Raw genomic sequence first — 15,613 nt, forward strand, 5'->3', positions numbered from 1 at the left:
CTCCAATGTGGACGGCGCCGATCTGCACGAGGCGGTACGGGACCTGGACCCGGCCGAGACGCTGTTCATCATCGCGTCCAAGACCTTCACCACCATCGAGACCATCACCAACGCCACTTCGGCCCGCGATTGGCTGCTGACCGGGCTGCGGGCCGGACAGGACGCCGTGGCCAAGCACTTCGTGGCGCTGTCGACCAACGCCGAGAAGGTGGCGGAGTTCGGCATCAACACGGACAACATGTTCGAGTTCTGGGACTGGGTCGGCGGCCGCTACTCCTACGACTCCGCGATCGGCCTCTCGCTGATGATCGCGATCGGGCCGGAGCACTTCCGCGAGATGCTGGCCGGCTTCCACCTCGTCGACGAGCACTTCCGCACCGCCCCGCCGCAGGAGAACGCCCCGCTGCTGATGGGCCTGCTGGGCATCTGGTACGGCAATTTCTGGGATGCGCAGTCGCATGCCGTGCTGCCGTACAGCCACTACCTCTCCCGCTTCACCGCGTACCTGCAGCAGCTGGACATGGAGTCCAACGGCAAGTCCGTGGACCGCGAGGGCAATCCGGTCGGCTGGCAGACCGGCCCCGTCGTCTGGGGCACGCCCGGTACGAACGGCCAGCACGCCTACTACCAACTGCTCCACCAGGGCACCAGGATGATCCCGGCCGACTTCATCGGCTTCGCCGAGCCGGTCGCCGATCTGCAGCCGGGCCTGGTCGCCCAGCACGACCTGCTGATGGCCAACCTCTTCGCGCAGGGCCAGGCCCTCGCATTCGGCAAGACGCCCGAGGAGGTACGCGCCGAGGGCGTGGCCGAGGAGCTGGTGCCGCACAAGACGTTCCGGGGCAACCACCCCACCACCACCATCCTGGCCCAGGAGCTCAGCCCGTCCGTACTGGGCCAGCTGATCGCGCTCTACGAGCACAAGGTGTTCGTCCAGGGCGCGGTCTGGAACATCGACTCCTTCGACCAGTGGGGCGTGGAGCTGGGCAAGGTCCTCGCCAAGCGGGTGGAGCCGGCGCTGACGGAAGGCGCCGAGGTCCCGGGGCTGGATGCCTCGACCGCCGGTCTGGTCGCCAAGTACCGGGAGCTGCGCCGGCGCTGACCGGCCGTCGCATAGGATCCCCCGGACGATCATCGGGTGCGTTCGGGGGAGACGGCCATGGCCGGGGTGCGGCGCGGCGGCGACATACGGTCCAGGGCGAGCCTGCTGTGGCCGCGGCAGGCGGCCTGGGCGGTGTTCCAGCCCAGCTGGATCCCGTCGGCGGACGACCCGCTGGTGGAGGGGCTCAAACGCCTCCGTGTCATCGCGGGGATGATCGTGGCGAGCGGTGTCTACACCTTTGTCGCACGGGACTTCGACGGCAAGAAAGTGCTGGAGCACCTGGTCGTCGCCTGTTTGGTCCTGCTGGTCATCGCCCCGCTGACCGTCGGGGTGATGCTGGCGGTCTGGCGGCGCCGCGGACCGCTGCGGCCGCTGGTGCCCGCGCTGATCGGCTCGTTGCAGCTGCTGCTGTACTTCGTGGGATCGGCGGTCCTGGCATTCCTGCTCCTGCCGGCCGGGTTCCAGTCCCTGTTCTTCGCCCCGCTGATCCTGTGGCTGCTGTGGTTCGTCTGCGCCGCGGCGGTCCGGGTCAACAGCAACTTCTTCGGTACCGCAGCCGTTCACCGCGCTCTGCCGCCGGTCCTGGCGTCCGTCACGTCCTGGCTGATGGCGATCCCGGATCTGGTGACCGGCGATCTGCACGGCCTCGGGCTGGTCCTGGGGGTGGTCTTCATCCTCGGGACGCCGGTGCTGGTCACCTGTATCGCCCTGTACGAGATGCAGCGGCTGCGGCGTTTCCACGGCATCCGGCTGCGAGACCATCCGGGGACCCTGAGGGCGCCCGAACCGGCGCCGCTCCCGCAGAGGCGGTGACCCGCCGCAGGAGATGCTCCCTTGCCGGCTGCCGCCGGAGCGACGCATGCCCCGCGCCCTGGTGGGCGCGGGGCATGCGTCGTCGTACGTGGCGTCAGGCCGAAGCCGGCGGATACAGATCGCGCGGCAGCTGGGACGCCGCCGCCTCGTCCAGCAGCCACAGGGTGCGGCTGCGGCCGCGGGCGCCCGCCGCCGGGGCCTGGACCTCGCCGGCGCCGGAGAGGGCGATGGCCGCGGCGTTGGCCTTGTCCTCGCCGGCCGCCAGCAGCCAGACCTCGCGGGCCGCGCGGATCGCGGGCAGCGTCAGCGAGACGCGGGTGGGCGGCGGCTTGGGCGCGCCGTGCACCCCGATCACCATCCGCTCCTGCTCGTACATGCCGGGCAGCTCGGGGAAGAGCGAGGCGACATGGGTGTCCGGGCCGACGCCCAGGAGCAGGACGTCGAAGGACGGCACCGCGGCATGGTCCTCGGGCCCGGCCGCGGCGGCCAGCTCGAGGGCGTATTCCTCGGCCGCCGCGTCCGCGTCGTTGCCGAAGCGGCCACCGGCCGGCTCGATCGGGTGCACCCGCGCCGGATCCAGCGGCACGCTGTCCAGCAGCGCCTCGCGGGCCTGGGTGTAGTTGCGCTCCGGGTCACCGTCCGGCAGGAAGCGCTCATCGCCCCACCACAGGTCGAGCCGGTGCCAGTCCACCGCGTCCCGGGCCGGCGCCTCGGCGAGCGCCGCGAGCAGCCCGTTGCCGTTGCGGCCGCCGGTCAGGACCACGGAGGCGAAGCCGCGGGCGGCCTGGGCATCCACGATCTTGGTGATCAGCCGCGCCGCCGCGGCCTTCGCCATCAGCTCCTTGTCGCGGTGGACGACAACTTGCGGAGCGCTCACTTGGCGGCCGCCTTCTTGCCCGGTGTCTTCTTCGCCGCGGGCCTGGCCGGGGCGCTCTCCCCGTCCGCCGGCTCCTGTGGCGCGGGCTGCGCGTCCCCGTCACCGAGCCGGTCCACGCCGTACTTGAGCGCAGCGGCGTAGATGTCGTCCGGGTCGAGCCGGCGCAGTTCCTCGGCGAGCAGCTCGGAGGTCTCCCGCCGCTTGAGCGCCACCGCACGGTCGGGCTGGCCGCGCATGGAGAGCGTGGCCAGCGAGCCGTCCGGGCGGTCCAGCACGATCGGGCCGCAGGTGGACTCCATCCGGACCGCCGTCAGACCGGGACCGGCCGACAGGGTCCGCCGGACCGGGACGTTCAGCCGGCTGGCGAGCCACATGGCGAGCAGCTCACCGCTCGGGTTGAACTCCTCGCCCTCGACCTCGGCCGAGGTGACCGTGCACGGCATCTGGTCCAGCGCCGCCGCCAGCATCGAGCGCCAGGGCGTGATACGGGTCCAGGACAGGTCGGTGTCGCCGGGGGTGTACGTATCGGCGCGCTTGGTCAGCTCCGCGATGGGCTGCTCGGCGGTGTAGGCGTCGGTGACCCGCCGCTGCGCCAGCGCGCCGAGCGGGTCGTTGGCCGGGTCCAGCGGGGCGTTGACCGCCCACCAGACCACCACCGGCGCGTCCGGCAGCAGCAGCGGCAGCACCACGGACTGGGCGTGGTCGATGGCCTCGCCGTACAGCCGCAGCACGACCGTCTCGCCGGTGCCCGCGTCCGTGCCGACCCGGACCTCGGCGTCCAGGCGGGCCTTGGCGCGGTCGCGCGGCGAGCGGCTGACCCGCTTGATGACGACCAGGGTCCGCGAGGGGTGCTCGCGGGAGGCCTCGTTGGCGGCCTTGAGGGCGTCGTAGGCGTTCTCCTCGTCGGTGACGATGACGAGGGTGAGCACCATGCCGATGGCCGGGGTGCCGACGGCGCGACGGCCCTCCACCAGCGCCTTGTTGATCTTGCTGGCTGTGGTTTCCGTCAGATCGATCTTCATGGCCGACGCCAGCTCCGTCCGTCTCGTGCGAGCATTTCGTCCGCCTCGGCCGGGCCCCAGGTGCCCGCCGGGTACTGCGCGGGCTTGCCGTTCCTGTCCCAGTACTCCTCGATCGGGTCGAGAATCCGCCAGGACTGCTCGACCTCCTCCAGGCGCGGGAAGAGGTTGGCGTCACCCAGGAGAACGTCCAGGATCAGCCGCTCGTACGCCTCGGGGCTGGACTCCGTGAAGGACTCGCCGTACGCGAAGTCCATCGAGACATCCCGGACCTCCATCGAGGTGCCCGGCACCTTGGACCCGAACCGCACGGTCACGCCCTCGTCCGGCTGGACGCGGATGACCAGGGCGTTCTGGCCCAGCTCCTCCGTCGCCGTGTGGTCGAAGGGGGAGTGCGGGGCGCGCTGGAAGACCACCGCGATCTCGGTGACCCGGCGGCCCAGGCGCTTGCCGGTGCGCAGATAGAAGGGGACGCCCGCCCAGCGGCGGTTGTCCACCTGGAGCTTGATGGCGGCGTAGGTGTCGGTCTTCGACTTGGGGTCGATGCCGTCTTCCTGGAGATAGCCGACGGCCTGCTCACCGCCCTGCCACCCCGCCGCGTACTGCGCGCGGACGGTCTCCTTGCCGAGGTCCTTGGGCAGCCGTACGGCACCCAGCACCTTGGTCTTCTCCGCGACCAGCGCGTCCGCCTCGAAGGAGGCGGGCTCCTCCATGGCGGTCAGCGCGAGCAGCTGGAGGAGGTGGTTCTGGATGACGTCGCGGGCCGCGCCGATGCCGTCGTAGTAGCCGGCCCGGCCGCCGATGCCGATGTCCTCGGCCATGGTGATCTGGACATGGTCGACATACGAGCGGTTCCACAGCGGCTCGAACATCGTGTTGGCGAAGCGCAGCGCCAGGATGTTCTGGACCGTCTCCTTGCCCAGGTAGTGGTCGATCCGGAAGACCTCGTTGGGCGGGAAGACCTCGTGGACGATCCGGTTGAGCTCCTGGGCGCTCTCGAGGTTGTGCCCGAAGGGCTTCTCGATGACCGCGCGGCGCCAGGAGTCCTCCTTCTGGTCCGCCAGGCCGTGCTTCTTGAGCTGCTGGACGACCTTGGGGAAGAACTTCGGCGGTACGGAGAGGTAGAAGGCGAAGTTGCCGCCGGTCCCCTGGGCCTTGTCCAGCTCCTCTATCGTCGCCTTGAGCGTCTCGAAGGCCTCGTCGTCGTCGAAGTTGCCCTGGACGAAGCGGCAGCCCTGGACCAGCTGCTGCCAGACCTCCTCGCGGAACGGCGTACGGGCGTGCTCCTTGACCGCCTCGTACACCTCCTGCGCGAAGTCCTCGTGCTCCCACTCGCGGCGGGCGAACCCGATGAGCGAGAAGCCCGGCGGCAGCAGGCCGCGGTTGGCCAGGTCGTACACGGCAGGCATCAGCTTTTTACGGGACAAATCGCCCGTGACGCCGAAAATGACCAGGCCCGACGGCCCCGCGATACGCGGGAGCCGTCGGTCCAGTGCGTCACGAAGCGGGTTGGCTCCGTGGGATGCAGTCAACTGAGATCAGCCCTCCGAGGGAGCGAGGCGCTTGAGTTCCGCCTCCGTGGACTTGAGGAGGTCGTTCCAGGCCGTCTCGAACTTGTCGACGCCCTCGTCCTCCAGGAGCTGTACGACATCGTCGTACGAGATCCCCAGCGCGGCGATCGCGTCGAGGTCGGCCTGGGCCGCCGCGTAGCTGCCGCGCACGGTGTCACCCGTGATCCGGCCGTGGTCGGCGGTGGCCTCGAGGGTGGCCTCCGGCATGGTGTTGACCGTGCCCGGGGCGACCAGCTCGTCGACGTACAGCGTGTCCTTGAAGGCCGGGTCCTTGACGCCGGTCGAGGCCCACAGCGGGCGCTGCTTGTTGGCGCCTGCCTTGTCGAGCGCGCTCCAGCGGTCCGAGGAGAAGACCTCCTCGAAGGCCTGGTAGGCCAGGCGGGCGTTGGCCAGCGCGGCCTTGCCCTTGAGGGCCTTGGCCTCGTCGGTGCCGAGCACCTCCAGGCGCTTGTCGATCTCGGTGTCCACCCGGGACACGAAGAACGAGGCGACCGAACGGATCAGGGACAGGTCCAGGCCGGCGGCCTTCGCCTTCTCCAGGCCCGCCAGGTAGGCGTCCATCACCTCGCGGTAGCGCTCCAGCGAGAAGATCAGCGTGACATTGACGCTGATGCCCAGGCCGATGACCTCGGTGATGGCCGGCAGGCCCGCCTTGGTGGCCGGAATCTTGATCAGCGTGTTCGGCCGGTCCACCAGCCACGCCAGCTGCTTGGCCTCGGCGATGGTCGCCGTGGTGTGGTGGGCCAGGCGCGGGTCGACCTCGATGGAGACCCGGCCGTCCTGGCCGCCGGTGGCGTCGAAGACCGGCCGCAGGATGTCGGCGGCGTCGCGGACGTCCGCCGTCGTGATCATGCGGATCGCTTCCTCGACGGTGACCTTACGGGCCGCCAGATCCGCGACCTGCTGGTCGTAGCCGTGGCCGTCCGAGATCGCCTTCTGGAAGATCGACGGGTTGGTCGTGACACCGACGACGTGCTGCTGGTCGATGAGCTCGGCAAGGTTGCCGGACGTGATGCGCTGGCGCGACAGGTCGTCCAGCCAGATCGCGACGCCTTCGTCGGAGAGGCGCTTGAGTGCGTCTGTCATGGGTTTTGCATCTCCTACTTGTCGTATACGGGCGTCAGCGCGCAGCCGCGTCAAGCGATTCCCGGGCGGCGGCCGCCACCGCGTCGGCGGTGAAGCCGAACTCGCGGAAGAGGACCTTGCCATCGGCCGAGGCACCGAAGTGCTCCAGCGACACGATGCGCCCGGCGTCACCGACGAAGCGGTGCCAGGTCAGGCCGATGCCGGCTTCGACGGCGACACGGGCCTTGACGGACGGAGGAAGAACGCTGTCGCGGTATGCCTGGTCCTGCTCGTCGAACCACTCGACCGACGGCATCGACACCACACGGGTCGGGATGCCGGCGGCCTGCAGCTGCTCGCGCGCGCCGACGGCGAGCTGCACCTCGGAGCCCGTACCGATCAGGACGACCTGCGGCTTGCCGCCCTCGGCCTCGAACAGAACGTAACCGCCCTTGGCTGCGTCCTCGTTGGCCGGGTACGTGGGTACGCCCTGACGGGTCAGCGCGAGGCCGTGCGGGGCCCCCACGCCGAACTTCTTCGTGTAGCGCTTGAGGATCTCGCGCCACGCGATGGCGGTCTCGTTGGCGTCGGCCGGGCGCACGACGTTGAGGCCCGGGATGGCGCGCAGCGAGGCCAGGTGCTCGATCGGCTGGTGGGTCGGGCCGTCCTCACCCAGACCGACGGAGTCGTGCGTCCACACGTAGGTCACCGGCAGGTGCATCAGCGCGGACAGCCGGACGGCGTTGCGCATGTAGTCGGAGAACACCAGGAAGGTGCCGCCGTAGATGCGGGTGTTGCCGTGCAGCGCGATGCCGTTCATCTCCGCGGCCATGGAGTGCTCGCGGATGCCGTAGTGGATCGTGCGGCCGTACGGGTCGGCGCCCGGCAGCGGGTTGCCCTGCGGCAGGAACGACGAGGTCTTGTCGATCGTGGTGTTGTTCGAGCCCGCGAGGTCCGCGGAGCCGCCCCACAGCTCGGGGATGACCGCGCCGAGCGCCTGCAGCACCTTGCCGGACGCGGCGCGGGTGGCGACCGCGTGGCTGGTCTCGAACACCGGGAGGTGGTCCTCCCAGCCGTCGGGCAGCTCGGTCGCGGCGATGCGGTCGAAGTCGGCGGCACGCTCCGGGTTGGCCGTGCGCCAGGCGGCGAACGACTTCTCCCACTCCTTCTTGGCGTCCCGGCCGCGGTCCAGGGCGGCGCGGGTGTGCGCCAGGACCGTCTCGGAGACCTCGAAGTCCTGCTCCGGGTCGAAGCCCATGACGCGCTTGGTGGCGGCGACCTCCTCGGCACCCAGCGCCGAGCCGTGCGCGGCTTCGGTGTTCTGGGCGTTCGGGGCCGGCCAGGCGATGATCGAGCGGGCCGCGATGAACGACGGGCGCTCGGTCTCGGCCTTGGCGGCCTCCAGGGCCGCGGCCAGTCCGGCCGGGTCCAGGTCGCCGTTGGGCAGCTGCTCGACGCGCTGGACGTGCCAGCCGTAGGCCTCGTAGCGCTTGAGGGTGTCCTCGGAGACCGCGGTCTCGGTGTCGCCCTCGATGGAGATGTGGTTGTCGTCCCACAGCAGGACGAGGTTGCCGAGCTTCTGGTGGCCCGCGAGCGAGGAGGCCTCGGCGGAGATGCCCTCCTGGAGGCAGCCGTCGCCGGCGATGCACCAGATGGTGTGGTCGAAGGGCGAGGTGCCCGCCGCCGCGTCGGGGTCGAACAGACCGCGCTCGTAGCGTGCCGCCATGGCCATGCCGACGGCGTTGGCGACACCCTGGCCCAGCGGGCCGGTGGTGGTCTCCACGCCGGTGGTGTGGCCGTACTCCGGGTGGCCGGGGGTCTTCGAGCCCCAGGTGCGGAAGGCCTTCAGGTCGTCCAGCTCCAGGCCGTAGCCGGCCAGGTAGAGCTGGATGTAGAGGGTCAGGCTGGAGTGGCCCGCGGAGAGGACGAACCGGTCACGGCCGGTCCAGTCCGCGTCCGCCGGGTCGTGCCGCATCAGCTTCTGGAACAGCACGTAGGCGGCGGGAGCCAGGCTCATGGCCGTACCCGGATGGCCGTTACCGACCTTCTGCACGGAATCCATGGCCAGGACACGGACCGTGTCCACGGCCCGCTGGTCCAATTCGGTCCACTCGAAATCTGTGGTGGTCGGCTTGGTGCTCACCCTGAGTCAGGGCTCCTCTCCACATGTCGGACGCCGGGAACGGTATGTCCGCCAGCGGTGCCGAGCCTACCCCCGCCGGTGCGTGCGCCTTTTCGACGCTCAGTCGGTGTTTTCGGCGCTCAGCCGGTGCTCAGTCGGCGATTTCGGCGCTCAGACGGTGGGCGGGTCAGCGGGTCTCGTCGCTTTGTGCAGGCAAATCGGGACATCGCGTGGCGCCGGCCGCAGGCCGGGGCCGGTGGGTCATACGACCAGACTGCCGGGCGGCCCTCGCGTCCGCCTCCTGAACGCCGGGCGACCGCCGGGGGAAAGCTGCCGTCCCGTGGCACCGGGCGGCGCCCAACACGACCCCACCCCCGCGAAGATCGCTCTCTGCCCAACGTCTAAAGTGGCGTGGTACGCGCAAGCTTCACCGCCATTTCGCGGCAGGTCGGGCTTGCGGGCCTTATCTCCGCGGCAAAGGCCGCTGAAGTTACTTCCAGGGGTGTGCGTGACGGCCGTCGAATCCCGTCCTGCGGGCGTGCTCTCTCCGAGCCCCGGGGGTCCAGGTCACCGCCCGTTCGGTGCCCGTGTCAAGGCGTTCGTGGCGCTCACCAAGCCGCGCGTCATCGAGCTGCTGCTGATGACGACGATCCCGGTGATGTTCCTGGCGGCCGACGGCGTCCCCGATCTGTGGCTCGTGCTGGCCACCTGCGTGGGCGGATACCTCTCCGCCGGCGGTGCGGCCGCCTACAACATGTACATCGACCGCGACATCGACGCGCTGATGGACCGCACGTCGCAGCGTCCCTTGATCACCGGCATGGTCTCGCCGCGTGAGTGCCTGGTCTTCGCGACCGCCCTCGCCGTCGGCTCCACCGCCTGGTTCTGGTTCCTCGTCAACCCGCTGTCGGCGATGCTGTCGCTCGGGGCGCTGCTCTTCTACGTCGTCGTCTACACGATGATCCTCAAGCGGCGCACCTCGCAGAACATCGTCTGGGGCGGCATCGCGGGATGCATGCCGGTCTTCATCGGCTGGTCCGCCGTGACGAATTCGGTCTCCTGGGCGGCGCTGATCCTCTTCCTCGTCATCTTCTTCTGGACGCCGCCGCACTACTGGCCGCTGTCGATGAAGGCGAAGGACGACTACGAGCGGGTCGGCGTACCGATGCTGCCGGTCATCGCCGGCAACAAGGCCGTGGCCCGCCAGATCGTCGCCTACAGCTGGGTGATGGTCGCCGTCTCGCTGCTGCTGCAGCCGCTGCACTACACCGGCTGGTTCTACACCGTGGTCGCCCTTGCCTGCGGCGCCTTCTGGCTCAAGGAGGCGCACGCCCTGCAGGCCCGCGCGAAGGCCGGGGTCACGGGCCCCAAGCTCAAGGAGATGCGGCTCTTCCACTGGTCCATCACCTATGTGTCGCTGCTGTTCGTGGCGGTCGCGGTGGACCCCTTCCTGCGCTGACCGCCGCGTCGCCGATTGCCTCTACCGCCGTTGATTACCGGCGGGTAGCATGCTGTCCATGGCAGACACCCAGCAGGCGGACGAGCAGGTGGAGACGGCCGGGGGCACCACGGCCGACAAGCGGGCCGACAAGCGCGCGGCCCGGCTCGCCAAGCAGATCCGCGCCTTCGCCCACGCACACGGCGGCAGCGCCGAGGGCCAGCTCGCGCACATCGGCCGCGGCCGCACCCGGATCGCCCTGGTCGGCGCCAACGGCGAGTGGGGGAACCTCGTCGCGGACAGCTTCGAGACCGCCAAGGACGCCGCCGCCCAGGCCGGCCTCGCCCTCCAGGACGACTTCGACGGCGAACTCGCCGCCAAGGTCCGCACCGGCCGCTACGAGTGGTCCCGGATGGCCGGCATCCAGGTCGGCGGTCCGGCCAACGCCTGACGGCCGCCGGGCGGCGTGCGCCGGGGCGCATGCCGGAAGCGGAGCCCGCTACCTCACCACCTCCTGACCCGTTAGGCCCACCGGACGCGGCGTTTCGATCGCGCCCGGCGGGCTCTTGGGCAGGAGGAGCGGATGGACGGCCTACCATCCCAGGCGCATCAGCCACCGCTCATCGATCAGCACAGCCACGGCGCGGTGCACGGCGAACTCGGCCTCGGCTCCTTCGAGACCCACCTGGCCGCCGCGGCCGGCGCCCATGGCCCGGCCCCCGCGGGCACCAGCTACTTCGACAGCTGGACCGGCCTCGCGGTCCGGCGCTGGTGCCCCCCGCTGCTCGGCCTCGAGCCGCACTGCCCGCCCGCCCGCTATCTGGCCCGCAGGCGCGAGCTCGGCGCCTTCGGTGCGGGCCGGCTGCTGCTGCGCGGCGCCGGCATCGGCGTCTTCCTGCTGGAGGCGGGCGCGCCCAGCGATCTGACCTCGGCCGCCGAACTGGCCGCCGCCGCCGAGGCCCGTGCCCACGAGGTCGTACGCCTCGAAGCGCTCGCCGAACAGGTCGCCGACACCTCCGGCAGCGCCGACTCCTTCATCGGCTACACCGCCGAGGCCCTCTACGCCGCGGCCCAGCACGCCACCGCCTTCGCCTCCGGCGCCACCTACTGCGACGGCCACGCCCCGCAGGCCGGCGAGGTCCGGCGCGCCGCGGACCGCTGGCTGCGCGGCCGCCGCCCCGGTGAGCGGCTCACCGAGCCCGCCCTCGTACGGCATCTGCTGTGGAGCGCGATGGCCACCGGGCTGCCCGTACAGCTGCACTGCCCCGATCCCGGGCCGCTGGCGGGCTTTCTGCGGGCCACCGCGGGGCTCGGCGCGGACGTCGTGCTTCTGCCCGCGGCACCGCACCACCGCCGGGCCGCGCAGCTCGCGGCGGTGCACGCCCATGTCTACGCGGACGCGGGGCCGAGCCCGCAGGAGACGCTCGGCCAGGCGCCGTTCGGGAAGCTGCTGTTCTCCTCGGGCGCGCGCGGGCTGCCCGAGCTGTACGTCGTCGGGGCACGGCTCTTCCAACGGGCCATGGCGCGGGTCGTACAGGAGTGGACCGACGAGGGGCTGTGCGCCGCCGCCGACGGGCGGCGGATCGCCGGGATGGTCGGGTCCGGGACGGCGCGGCGGGTCTACCGGCTGGAGGCGGCGGCCACCTGAGGACCGGGCGCCTCGTGCCCGTCGGAGGGGGTGGGCACGGGGGCGTCCTCCTCCGGGAGCGGACCGCGGTCACGCAGCGCCAGGGCGACCCGCAGGACGCAGATCCACACCAGCGTCGAGCCCAGCATGTGCAACCCGATGACGAGCTCGGGCAGGCCCATGAAGTACTGGACGTAGCCGATGACGCCCTGCAGCGCGATACAGGCGAACAGCTCCAGGACCATCCGGCGCGGCGCCGCCGGAGCCTTGACGGCCCGCAGGGTGAACCACAGCGCGACGCTCAGCCCGACCACGATGTAGACGAAGTCGACGTGCAGCTGGGTGATCTCCTGCCAGTCCAGCGGGATGCGGTGGACCTTCTTGGCGTCGCCCGCGTGCGGGCCCGCACCGGTGACCGCCGTGCCGATGACGGTGAGCGCCCCGGTCGCCGCGACCAGCAGCCAGGCCAGCTGCCGCACCGGGCGGGCGACCACTTCGCGCGGCTCCTCGTCACCCTCGCCCGCCCGCTGCCAGCTCAGTACGGCGACCGTGAGCAGCGCCGTGGCCGCGAGGAAGTGCGAGCCGACGATGTACGGGTTCAGTCCGGACAGGACCGTGATGCCGCCGATGACGGCGTTGCTCATGACGAGCCAGAACTGCGCCCAGCCGAGCCGGGTGAGGGAGCGGCGCCGCGGGTGCCGGGCGCGCGCGGCGATGATGAACAGGCCGACGACCGCGCTCAGCACATACGCCAGCATGCGGTTGCTGAACTCGATGAGGCCGTTGATGCCCATTGCCGCGGTCGGCGTCAGGCTGTCCGGGGTGCACTTGGGCCAGGTCGAGCAGCCCAGCCCGGACTGGGTGAGCCGGACCGCGCCGCCCGTCACGACGATGATGACGGCCATGACGACGGTTGCCAGCGCGGCCCGCTGCACAAAGCGCGCGGACGGCTGCCAGCGGCGGGCGATCAGCTCGAGAGGATTCAGCGTATTCGGCACAGGTGCCATGGTAGGCGGCGGCTTGTGCGAGTTTTCACGAGGGCCGGTTCCGGTGCCGGGCGGTGTGCTGTGCTCACCAGCGCACCGCGGTGAAGTCGATCGGCCGGGGCCGCATCTCGCGGGCGCGCGCCGTCAACTGCCGTATCCGCCGGGCCATTTGAGCGGCGGGCAGGTGCTTGCGGTCGCCGTGTCCGGGCAGCAGCCAGGTGAAGCGGAGCCGGTCGGCGGTGCGGGCCAGGGAGGCGGCCAGCTCTTCGACGGAGTACCAGGTGACGCTCTCCGCGACCTCGATGTCGTCCGTCGTCCGCGACCAGTAGAAGCTGTCCCCGCTGAAGCAGTACCGCTCGTCGGCCACGTAGAGCACGCTGCCCTCGGTGTGGCCCGGCAGCGGAACGGCGTGGACGCCCTCGGCGATCTCGACGGCCTCGGTGCCGCGCAGCACGCGGTCCGCGTCGGGCGCCGCGTCGAGGTCGCCTTCGTGGATCCACAGCCGGGCGCCGAAGCGGTCGGCGTAGCGGCGGCCGTGTGCCGCGTGGTCGCGGTGGGTGAGGAGGACGTCGGTGACGGGGCCGAGCGCCTCGTACCGGTCGGCGAGGGCGTCGCTGAAGCGCGGGGTGTCGATCATCATCCGGGTCCCGGAGGGGCGCCGCAGCAGGTAGGAGTTGGCCCCGGCGGTGTGCGGGGAGTTGTGCCCGCACAGGTGGACGGTCTCGTCGAGGGCCAGCGGGAACGGGTCCCGCGCCGGGTCAAGCCGCTGGGAACCGGCATGGATGGAGCGGGTGTGGCAGGCGAACGCGGCGGCGTGCAGCATGCGCTCCTCGGCCTCGTCGCGCGGTCGGCGCAGGATCACGGAGCGGCCGCCGGCCTCGCCGATCAGGTCCGGCGCGAGCTGTCGGGCGACGTCGCAGTTGGTGCAGCGGTCGTCCACGTACCAGTCGGTGGGTGCATCGGTCATGGCCCAGAGGCTCCTCCGCGGCCGGTGAAAGAGGAAGGGGGGCCGGACCTTGTTCTTGCTGCTGGGTGCCGCTCTGAGCCGGACCCCGAACAGGGCATGGCCATGACAAAATTGTCCGGGGCGGCCGGGCGAAAAGGCCGCCCCGGCCGCTCACTCCCAGCGGAAGAACCGGGCCGCCGCACCGAGCCCCAGCACCGCCCACCCGGCGAGCACGCCGAGGTCCCCCCACGGCACGCCGGCCCCGTGCTGCAGCACCTCGCGCAGCCCGTCCGACAGCGCCGAGATCGGCAGCAGCCCGAGCACCGTCTGCGCCGCCTCCGGGAACTTCGTCAGCGGGACGATGACCCCGCCGCCCACCAGGAGCAGCAGAAACACCAGGTTGGCGGCGGCGAGGGTGGCCTCCGCCTTGAGCGTGCCGGCCATCAGCAGGCCGAGGCCGGAGAACGCCGCGGTGCCCAGGAGGAGCAGCGCGGCGACGGAGAGCGGGTTGCCGTGCGGGGACCAGCCCAGGGCGAGGGCGACCGCCGTCAGCAGCGCCACCTGGAGCACCTCGGTGACCAGCACCGCGCAGGTCTTGGCGGTCATCAGCCCCCAGCGGGGCAGCGGCGAGGCGGCGAGCCGCTTGAGCACGCCGTAGCGCCGCTCGAAACCGGTGGCGATGGCCTGGCCGGTGAAGGCGGTGGACAGCACGGCGAGGGCGAGGACGCCGGGCGCCAGGAAGTCGACGGTGCTGCCCTGGCCCCCCGCTGTTTCCGTGGGCACGGCCACGATGTCGACGGCGGAGAAGAGCACCAGGAGGAGGGTCGGGATGACGACGGTGAGCAGCAGCTGCTCACCGTTGCGCAGCAGCATCCTGGCCTCCAGGGCGGCCTGCGCGCGGATCATCCGGGGCAGCGGGGCCGCACCGGGACGCGGGGTGAACGTACCGGTGGCGCTACCGGCCCCGTTGGCGGTCATACGCGCAGCTCCTTGCCCGTGAGCTCGAGAAATACGTCCTCCAGGGTGTGCCGCTCGACGGCTATCGCGTCGGGCAGCACGCCGTTCTGTGCGCACCAGGAGGCGACGGTGGCGAGGAGCTGCGGGTCGACCGTGCCGTGGACGCGGTAGGTGCCGGGGGTCAGCTCGGTGGCGACGCTGTCCGAGGGCAGCGCCTTGAGGAGGGAGGCGACGTCGAGGCCGGGACGCCCGCTGAAGCGCAGGCTGTTCTCCGCGCCGCCCCGGCACAGCTCCTCCGGGCTGCCCTGGGCGATGACCCGGCCGCCGTCGATGATCGCGACATCGTCGGCGAGCCGCTCGGCCTCGTCCATGAAGTGGGTGGTCAGCACGACGCTCACCCCGTCGGTGCGCAGCTCCTGTACGAGGTCCCAGGTGGCGTGCCGGGCCTGCGGGTCGAGGCCCGCGGTGGGCTCGTCGAGGAAGACCAGTTCGGGGCGGCCGACGACGGCCATCGCCAGTGCGAGCCGCTGCTGCTGGCCGCCGGACAGCCGCCGGTAGGGCGTACGGCCGCAGCTGCCCAGGCCGAGCCGCTCGATGAGCAGGCCGACGTCCAGGGGGTGGGCGTGCAGGGTGGCGGTGTGCCGCAGCATTTCCTCGGCGCGGGCGCCCGCGTAGACGCCGCCGGACTGGAGCATGACGCCGATCCGCGGCCGCAGCGCGGCGGCCTCGGCGACGGGGTCCAGGCCCAGGACGCGGACGGTGCCCTCATCCGGACGGCGGTATCCTTCGCAGGTTTCCACAGTGGTGGTCTTGCCGGCACCGTTCGGGCCGAGCACGGCGGTCACCGCGCCGCGCGCGACGGTCAGGTCGAGCCCGTCCACGGCGGTCTTGGTCCCGTATCGCTTGACCAGGCCGACGACCTCGACGGCAGGCTCGGTACGCATGCCGGGCAGTGTACGGAGCGCGGCCGGGCGGCCGGTGGGCGGGGCCGGGCTGCGGACGGTTTCCGGCCAGGGGCGATCCCCCGACCGGCCCGGAAGATAGGTGACCCTAAGTGATGGAGACCACCAGTCCGTCATCCGGACATGGG

General features: G+C 71.4%; 14 protein-coding genes. 5 read left to right on the plus strand and 9 right to left on the minus strand.

Translation table 11 applies throughout. The features are described 5' to 3' along the window. Together pgi and AB0D04_RS26375 are read left to right on the plus strand one after the other, a co-directional pair. Positions 1-1,102 (plus strand): glucose-6-phosphate isomerase (gene pgi / locus AB0D04_RS26370; protein ID WP_362707895.1); only part of this gene is annotated, 1,102 nt, incomplete at its 5' end. A gap of 36 nt (positions 1,103-1,138) precedes the next feature. Next, positions 1,139-1,915, plus strand: a complete 777-nt coding sequence (locus AB0D04_RS26375) for a hypothetical protein (protein ID WP_362707897.1) — start codon at positions 1,139-1,141, stop codon at positions 1,913-1,915. Positions 1,916-2,009: 94 nt separating this feature from the next. Here AB0D04_RS26375 and pgl read toward each other — a convergent pair whose 3' ends face one another. The 5 genes from pgl to tkt are packed head-to-tail and all read right to left on the minus strand — an operon-like array spanning position 2,010 to position 8,590. Next, positions 2,010-2,792, minus strand: coding sequence for a 6-phosphogluconolactonase (pgl, locus tag AB0D04_RS26380; RefSeq protein ID WP_362707899.1), 783 nt, complete (start codon positions 2,790-2,792; stop codon positions 2,010-2,012). Further along, a complete protein-coding gene (gene opcA, locus AB0D04_RS26385) occupies positions 2,789-3,814 on the minus strand; it encodes a glucose-6-phosphate dehydrogenase assembly protein OpcA (RefSeq protein WP_362707901.1) in 1,026 nt (341 codons plus the stop codon). Before opcA ends, pgl begins: the two co-directional genes overlap by 4 nt. Continuing rightward, entirely contained in the window at positions 3,811-5,343 is a 1,533-nt protein-coding gene (gene zwf, locus AB0D04_RS26390) for a glucose-6-phosphate dehydrogenase (protein WP_362707903.1), read from the minus strand. Before zwf ends, opcA begins: the two co-directional genes overlap by 4 nt. Before the next feature lie 6 nt (positions 5,344-5,349). After that, entirely contained in the window at positions 5,350-6,468 is a 1,119-nt protein-coding gene (gene tal, locus AB0D04_RS26395; RefSeq protein WP_362707905.1) for a transaldolase, read from the minus strand. A gap of 34 nt (positions 6,469-6,502) precedes the next feature. Next, positions 6,503-8,590, minus strand: coding sequence for a transketolase (gene tkt / locus AB0D04_RS26400; protein WP_362707907.1), 2,088 nt, complete (start codon positions 8,588-8,590; stop codon positions 6,503-6,505). 487 nt (positions 8,591-9,077) lie between these two features. Here tkt and AB0D04_RS26405 point away from each other — a divergent pair, with 487 nt between their 5' ends. The 3 genes from AB0D04_RS26405 (at position 9,078) to AB0D04_RS26415 (ending at position 11,655) form a co-directional block, all read left to right on the plus strand. Further along, positions 9,078-10,028: a heme o synthase gene (locus tag AB0D04_RS26405; RefSeq protein WP_362707909.1), complete on the plus strand. Its 951-nt coding sequence runs from the start codon at positions 9,078-9,080 to the stop codon at positions 10,026-10,028. 49 nt (positions 10,029-10,077) lie between these two features. After that, on the plus strand, positions 10,078-10,458 hold the full coding sequence (locus AB0D04_RS26410) for a hypothetical protein (protein WP_362707911.1): 381 nt from the start codon (positions 10,078-10,080) through the stop codon (positions 10,456-10,458). A 132-nt stretch (positions 10,459-10,590) separates the two neighbouring features. Continuing rightward, positions 10,591-11,655: an amidohydrolase gene (locus AB0D04_RS26415; RefSeq protein WP_362707914.1), complete on the plus strand. Its 1,065-nt coding sequence runs from the start codon at positions 10,591-10,593 to the stop codon at positions 11,653-11,655. On the opposite strand, the gene AB0D04_RS26420 is transcribed toward AB0D04_RS26415, so the two are convergent. The 4 genes from AB0D04_RS26420 to AB0D04_RS26435 all read right to left on the minus strand — a co-directional run bounded on the left by AB0D04_RS26420 (position 11,628) and on the right by AB0D04_RS26435 (position 15,467). Next, the gene (locus AB0D04_RS26420; protein WP_362707916.1) at positions 11,628-12,632 is read right to left on the minus strand and encodes a COX15/CtaA family protein; all 1,005 of its coding nucleotides are present in this window, start codon (positions 12,630-12,632) and stop codon (positions 11,628-11,630) included. The genes AB0D04_RS26415 and AB0D04_RS26420 overlap by 28 nt on opposite strands. A 73-nt stretch (positions 12,633-12,705) precedes the next feature. Beyond that, positions 12,706-13,587 (minus strand): MBL fold metallo-hydrolase, encoded by an 882-nt coding sequence (locus tag AB0D04_RS26425; RefSeq protein WP_362707918.1) that lies wholly within the window; start codon positions 13,585-13,587, stop codon positions 12,706-12,708. A 150-nt stretch (positions 13,588-13,737) separates the two neighbouring features. After that, positions 13,738-14,544, minus strand: coding sequence for an ABC transporter permease (locus tag AB0D04_RS26430; RefSeq protein ID WP_362707920.1), 807 nt, complete (start codon positions 14,542-14,544; stop codon positions 13,738-13,740). Then, positions 14,541-15,467: an ABC transporter ATP-binding protein gene (locus tag AB0D04_RS26435; protein ID WP_362707922.1), complete on the minus strand. Its 927-nt coding sequence runs from the start codon at positions 15,465-15,467 to the stop codon at positions 14,541-14,543. Before AB0D04_RS26435 ends, AB0D04_RS26430 begins: the two co-directional genes overlap by 4 nt. Positions 15,468-15,613 lie beyond the last annotated feature (146 nt).

Origin of the sequence: Streptomyces sp. NPDC048483, assembly GCF_040651455.1 — a bacterium.
Taxonomy (GTDB): Bacteria; Actinomycetota; Actinomycetes; order Streptomycetales; family Streptomycetaceae; genus Streptomyces.

Excerpts from the sequence above, each read along its gene's own strand:
- AB0D04_RS26435 (WP_362707922.1), bottom strand. The coding sequence starts at position 15,467 with ATGCGTACCGAGCCTGCCGTCGAGGTCGTCGGCCTGGTCAAGCGATAC.
- AB0D04_RS26410 (WP_362707911.1), top strand. The coding sequence starts at position 10,078 with ATGCTGTCCATGGCAGACACCCAGCAGGCGGACGAGCAGGTGGAGACG.
- AB0D04_RS26415 (WP_362707914.1), top strand. The coding sequence starts at position 10,591 with ATGGACGGCCTACCATCCCAGGCGCATCAGCCACCGCTCATCGATCAG.
- tal (WP_362707905.1), bottom strand. The coding sequence starts at position 6,468 with ATGACAGACGCACTCAAGCGCCTCTCCGACGAAGGCGTCGCGATCTGG.
- opcA (WP_362707901.1), bottom strand. The coding sequence starts at position 3,814 with ATGAAGATCGATCTGACGGAAACCACAGCCAGCAAGATCAACAAGGCG.
- AB0D04_RS26430 (WP_362707920.1), bottom strand. The coding sequence starts at position 14,544 with ATGACCGCCAACGGGGCCGGTAGCGCCACCGGTACGTTCACCCCGCGT.
- AB0D04_RS26425 (WP_362707918.1), bottom strand. The coding sequence starts at position 13,587 with ATGACCGATGCACCCACCGACTGGTACGTGGACGACCGCTGCACCAAC.